Raw genomic sequence first — 6156 nt, forward strand, 5'->3', positions numbered from 1 at the left:
CCGCACCTATAATCAGCCATCTCTTGGCATTCATCTCCTCTCTCCTTCTCCTTTGTTTTTCATAACTTCCCCCTCTTCTTATTGTTCTAATCTCGCAAACCCAACTATCATCGCTAAAAGCTCATCCACAAGTTACAAGTTACAAATATTTTTTAATAATATTTCACTTTATATAACTTGTAACTACGCTTTGTTAAGCCATTACTTTAATTGCAGCAGATAGTCGACTTTTATATCGAGCAGCCTTGTTCTTATGAATAATTCCCTTATCAGCAATAGAATCTACAGTTCCTATAGAACTATTAAACGCATGCTGAGCTGCCACTTTATCACCTGATCCTATTGCTTTCCGTATGAGCTTAATAGTAGTACGCAATTTTGACCGCAAACTACTATTATGATCTCTTCGTTTGAGAGCTTGCCTTGCACGTTTTCTTGCTTGTGCACTGTTAGCCATACAAATCCTCGACTCTTTCAGTGAAAAGGCCAAATAATACTTTCTTTTCTAGTCTATTGCAACCTTACCTTATATTACTTAATTCATGACTTATCGTAAGAATTATCTAAATTACTAATAATCGTTGAAAGGTGATTGAGCTGTTAGATTTTGATCATTAGCTGAGATAAGCCGCCATGAAACCGAGCCACTTGGCCTAATCGCTACTTGGCTAAACAACCGAACATGAATCGACCATCTACTACTAAGGCAAACAGCATAAAATAACGACTGTAGTTAAAAAATACCTTATTACAAATTGCTGCCAACTGATGCGAATCTGGAAAATTCTCAAAAACCTACTTACATTATTCAAATCAATAATCATCATAATGAGTTAGCTCTATGGCAATAAATGATACTTGTCGATTAAATAGCTTTAGATTTATTCTATGTAATCAGCCATCCGATAAAAAGGCCTAAAACAAACCCAAAAACCCAACAAGTAAGAAATGATTCGGCTTACACAAACCGTACAAAAAGGAGGCTGTGCTGCTAAAGTCGCAGCCACTGAACTACAAAAAATTTTATCTCAGGTTCAATTCCCTAAATCAGATGAAAATCTGTTGGTCGATGGCGGATTATTTGATGATGCCGCCATTTATAAAATTAATAGTGATCTGGCAATGGTGCAGACTTTGGATTTTTTTACACCCATCGTAGACACTCCCAGAACATTTGGTGCGATTGCAGCTGCTAATGCCGTTAGCGATGTCTATGCAATGGGTGGCATTCCCAAAACTGCGATGGGAATTTTGGCATTTCCATTAGCTACAATGGATAGTGCAGTAATTGTCGAGGTTATGCAGGGGGCTTGTGATCTGCTCTCAAAAACCAACGTCAATCTCGTAGGTGGCCATTCAATTGACGACGATAGTCTGAAATTTGGGCTATCTGTGACAGGATATGTTCATCCTCAACACATATGGTCCAACACTACGGCTAAAGTAGGTGATGTATTAATTTTGACCAAAGCATTGGGCACGGGAACCTTGACTGCAGGTCTTAAGCGTGGAGAATACAGTGAGTCCGATATACAACCAGCGCTTCAGTCTATGATGAAATGCAACGCCGTGCTGGACTTATTGAACACATCGCAGGCTGCGGCTATTCATAGTGCCACTGATATTACAGGATTTGGATTGGCGGGGCATGCCATGCAAATAGCAAAAGCTTCTGCGGTTACTCTTTACGTTCACTTTCAACATTTGCCTATATTTGATCTCGCTTTTACCTCTCTAGGAAAAGGCTTTCTGACGAAGGCTCACCGTACCAATGCCGCATATGCTCGTGACTCTATCACAGTGCACTCCTCTATTAGCGAGACTGAGAAATTAATTTTGTTTGATCCGCAAACTAGCGGTGGATTGCTCTTATCCGTTGCGGCTGACCAGGCTGAATCCATCTTGTCCAGCTTGCGCAAGCGCTTTCATTCAGCCGATATCATCGGCAAAGTTATCATTGCAGAACCGGCTTCTGTCGTGGTTGGATAAGTATGGAGTTTTGCGGGGCCGACAGCCATCAATCCATCGTTTTACAAAGCACGCCCATTCTGGATGTCCGCGCCGAAATTGAATTCAACGAAGGACATATTCCTCATTCAACGTGCTTACCAATTCTTGATAATGAGCAGCGAGCTTCGGTTGGCACTTTGTATAAACAACAAGGTCAGGCGGCAGCTATCGCCCTGGGTGAGCAATTGGTTAGCGGCAAGGCAAAGCAACTGAGGCTGCAAAAGTGGGTCAATTTTTTTCGCGAGTACCCACAAGGGTTGATCACCTGTTTCCGTGGCGGTCTGCGTTCAAAAAAGGCACAGGCATGGTTATCTGAACTTGGTATTCATCGCCCACGATTGGCAGGAGGCTATAAAGCCTTCCGGCATTTTTTAATCGATGAGTTGATGACATTATCAAAGTACAGCGCATTAACAGTAGTCAGCGGCGCAACGGGCTCAGCAAAGACCCATCTGTTACGAGCACTAAAGCCTTACCGGGCAGTCCTCGATTTAGAGAAATTAGCCAATCATCGTGGATCTGCTTTTGGCAATCTAGGACCACAGCCGCAGCAAGCCGTTTTTGAGAATCATCTGAGCTATGCCTGGATACAAATGGCACAAACGCAACCCGTCAAATATATTATCGAGGATGAAAGTCGCATGATCGGCCGCTGCATCCAGCCAGAAGTTTTATTTCAAAATCTGCGCAAGTCGAGTATTGTTCTCATCGAAGAACCGATAAATATTAGAATTGAAAATATTTATCAGGATTATGTACAAGAGCAATGCTCGGAAGCTATGTTTGATAAGTATTTTTTTGCATTGCAGCAAATCAACCGCCGCCTTGGGGGCGTGCGCTATGCAGAGATCCAATCTGATCTCGAAACAGCTCGCTATCAATGGCGGCAAGGACAGGGTACCGAGGTCAATAAAATTTGGATCGAGAAGCTTTTAAAATATTATTACGATCCTCTATATTTGAACAGTCTTCAGCGGCGGCAGCCTAGGGTTTTATACCGAGGTTCTGGGTCAGAAGTTTTTGAATATTTACAATCACAAGCAGATAATCCGGCAAGCTAGCTATTTCCGAAGATATGCCTCAGGCTTGGTGGCAGCTTGATGAAGCGAAAAGAATGCTTGGATCAGGTGCTAAAATTTTGAAGCCGACAAGAAAGATGCGAATGCTACCATTGTTTTGGCAAGATTGAGTTCTGCAAGTTAATGCATTGATTTAATCCTTACCTGATTCCCTGACTGGCGGTTCTATTTTGATTTCAGGTTCAAGCACCGGTACGGCCGAAAATGTAACCGGTAGTTCGCTGGAATAATTCGATGACGTTATAAACACTTCCATATAGCTTGGTGATGCTAGAAAATCGGCGAAAAAGAGATTGGCATAATTGCCAGACACAGTGGAAAAACCGAATCCGTGCGTTGTAAGCTGGCCTTGCCTGTCGATGCGGATCAAATTGTCAAGCACATAAGGCTCATTCCCAGGAATTGCACTACCCGTCGGATGCAAACCGGTAATGAGCTCACCATTGCGATGTCCGGTAATGCTGAAAATTTGATAAAAGCCCTGCGCATTTGTAGTTTCGGATGTCGCAAACGTTCCACTGGCAGCAATATTGCCTCTCGAATAGCTCCAGTTCCATATCTTCTCAGCTCTAGCATTTTGCACGGATAGCGCACTGGCAGTGAGCAGTGCTGCAAAAGCGACACTAGATGAAATTAGGCGTAACCAATCTTGCATAAAAATGCAGCCTTTAGCAGCGAAGTTTTTGATTTAGATTCATATTGAAAGTCCAGTTGGAAAGTACACTTAACGAAATACGTTCAGTCTAATTACTTCTTGATTATTCAAGAAAGTTCTTCATCATAACATATTAAGATAAATGCCTCTAACACGCTCAGGACTAATAAAGTCAAATTGACTCCATTTTTAAGCGCTGTGGAAACCCGCTTTCAATACACAACATCACCTCTACTAATGTTATGGTCTCTTTCTGGGTATTGAATTATGATCTCACCTTAATTCAATAGGATGAGGCGTAGTACAAAATGACGCTGAATCGATCTAGGTGTTTAGTCCCGGACTGTTGAATCACATCAAATTCGAGCTAAAGTTTTTAAAATTTGCTTCGATAATAAAAATTTAGAGTAAATCTTCTTCCGCTTCTCGGTTTTTTAAAAACAGTCACTTTTAAGAGCCGGATTCCAAAAAGCAATGCAGTAAAAGATGATCGAAGAAATACTAACGAGAGGGAATTTTAAAAGATTACGAACGTAATTTAGTTAAACTCAAAAGGAATAAATCACAATGACAACTATACTTTTTGGTGATTCGAAAAAAAACCCAGCACTTATTAGAGGAAAAGGTGAAGATCAGGAGTTGATTGGCACAGATAATGGTGCCATCAACATACTTATTGGTGATACTGGGCTCATGTACGGTCGCGCTAAAGGCGGCAATGATAAGCTGTGGGGAGGTAACAACAGTGATGGTGGAATTCTTATTAATGGCCTAGCAGGGGATGCTGCTCGGATGTACGATCGCGCTAAAGGTGGCAATGATGTATTGCAGGGTGGTAACAACGAGAATGGGATTCTTATTAACGGTTTAGCTGGTGATGCAGCTTTGATGTACGATCGCGCTAAAGGTGGCAATGATGTATTGCAGGGTGGTAACAGCGAGAATGGGATTCTTATTAACGGCTTAGCTGGTGATGCAGCTTTGATGTACGATCGCTCTCAAGGCGGCAATGATGTATTGCAGGGTGGTAACAACGAGAATGGGATTCTTATTAACGGCTTAGCTGGTGATGCAGCTTTGATGTACGATCGCTCTCAAGGCGGCAATGATAAATTACAGAGCGGTGATAACAGTGGCGGAATTCTGGTTGTTAACGGTTTGGCTGGTGATGCTGCTGTGATGTTCGACTCTTCTAAGGGCGGTCATGACACACTGTGGGGCGGTGATAACAAGGATGGGATTCTCACTAATATTCTTGTCGGCGATGCTATTACTATGCACGGCTATTCTAAAGGCGGCAATGACACATTGTGGGGCGGTAACAATAATGGTATTGGAAGTGTTACTAACCATCTCTATGGTGATGCAAAAGACATGAGCGATTCTACCGAGGCTGGCAATGATCGCTTGATCGGTGGAATCAACGCAACAGATCATATGTATGGCGATGCAAATAATCTCATATCAGACGATAGTAGTTTGGATGACATTTTAGATAGCGATGACTTCACTAATGCCATTTCCAATCTCATTAATAATTTAGAAAATTTAATCTTTACTGATACTAATATTACACCCAATCTCCTCATCGGAACTATCAAGCAATTCGTAAATAACAATGATAATTTGATCCCTAATACCATTTCCAATCTCATTGATAATTTAGAAAATTTAATCTTTACTGATACTAATATTACACCCAATCTCCTCATCGGAACTATCAAGCAATTCATAAATAACAATGATAATTTGGCTTCTACTAATGTCACATCTGGCGGCGCTGATACCTTCGTCTTCAATGATCACTTTGGAAACGATTTCATTCACGATTTTCGCCAATCGGATGGGGATCAAATCGAACTCAATGTAACTGGCGTAGATTCGTTTGATGATCTTGGTATTAATGACGATGGAAATGATATGGTAATTGCAGTCGATGGACATGGCACAGTCACCCTGATAGGGATTACGGGGGTAGATTTGTCTGGAGACATTATTTTTTCATTTTGATTTCTCTCACAAGTATTAAGATTAGATGTGAGAATCACCCATGTCATTTATAGTTCAAAGAAAAATTTTGCTAATTTTTCATAGCGCGTCATGCTATTAATAGCTGGGTATATTGGTTAAGCGATTCTTTTCATTTGGCATTTGGGCCTATATTTGCCGAAATAAGAACGACTTTAGCTTATCGGTTTAAATAATTTCGGATGTTTAGCCCCACGATGTACTGGTGTAATTCCAATTCTATTTAGGAACAGCATTAATAATCCAATCCCATCCGGTAATGCTGCGCATAGTTTCCTGGTTTGATTCAAGGCTTTTTAGCGCGCTCTCCAGATGTATCTCAAGCGCATCCAAACTATCGAAGGCACGGTTATGAAAGAATTTTTCCCGTAATTCATCCCACAC

General features: G+C 41.3%; 5 protein-coding genes. 3 read left to right on the forward strand and 2 right to left on the reverse strand.

What is annotated here, in order from left to right:
* Positions 1-193: 193 nt before the first annotated feature.
* Positions 194-457, reverse strand: coding sequence for a 30S ribosomal protein S20 (gene rpsT, locus BM021_RS14275; RefSeq protein WP_090721665.1), 264 nt, complete (start codon positions 455-457; stop codon positions 194-196).
* 491 nt (positions 458-948) lie between these two features.
* Here rpsT and selD point away from each other — a divergent pair, with 491 nt between their 5' ends.
* Both selD and mnmH read left to right on the forward strand, forming a co-directional pair.
* Entirely contained in the window at positions 949-1989 is a 1041-nt protein-coding gene (gene selD / locus BM021_RS14280) for a selenide, water dikinase SelD (protein WP_090721666.1), read from the forward strand.
* A 2-nt stretch (positions 1990-1991) separates the two neighbouring features.
* Positions 1992-3071, forward strand: coding sequence for a tRNA 2-selenouridine(34) synthase MnmH (gene mnmH / locus BM021_RS14285; RefSeq protein WP_090721667.1), 1080 nt, complete (start codon positions 1992-1994; stop codon positions 3069-3071).
* A gap of 151 nt (positions 3072-3222) precedes the next feature.
* On the opposite strand, the gene BM021_RS14290 is transcribed toward mnmH, so the two are convergent.
* A complete protein-coding gene (locus BM021_RS14290; protein WP_090721668.1) occupies positions 3223-3744 on the reverse strand; it encodes a hypothetical protein in 522 nt (173 codons plus the stop codon).
* Between the two features lie 567 nt (positions 3745-4311).
* Here BM021_RS14290 and BM021_RS14295 point away from each other — a divergent pair.
* Positions 4312-5754 (forward strand): calcium-binding protein, encoded by a 1443-nt coding sequence (locus BM021_RS14295; RefSeq protein WP_090721669.1) that lies wholly within the window; start codon positions 4312-4314, stop codon positions 5752-5754.
* Positions 5755-6156 lie beyond the last annotated feature (402 nt).

Origin of the sequence: Nitrosomonas sp. Nm166, from assembly GCF_900112825.1 — a bacterium.
In the GTDB taxonomy this organism is placed as follows: domain Bacteria; phylum Pseudomonadota; class Gammaproteobacteria; order Burkholderiales; family Nitrosomonadaceae; genus Nitrosomonas.

Coding starts and splice junctions, on each gene's coding strand:
- rpsT (WP_090721665.1), bottom strand. CDS start 457: ATGGCTAACAGTGCACAAGCAAGAAAACGTGCAAGGCAAGCTCTCAAA.
- selD (WP_090721666.1), top strand. CDS start 949: ATGATTCGGCTTACACAAACCGTACAAAAAGGAGGCTGTGCTGCTAAA.
- mnmH (WP_090721667.1), top strand. CDS start 1,992: ATGGAGTTTTGCGGGGCCGACAGCCATCAATCCATCGTTTTACAAAGC.
- BM021_RS14290 (WP_090721668.1), bottom strand. CDS start 3,744: ATGCAAGATTGGTTACGCCTAATTTCATCTAGTGTCGCTTTTGCAGCA.
- BM021_RS14295 (WP_090721669.1), top strand. CDS start 4,312: ATGACAACTATACTTTTTGGTGATTCGAAAAAAAACCCAGCACTTATT.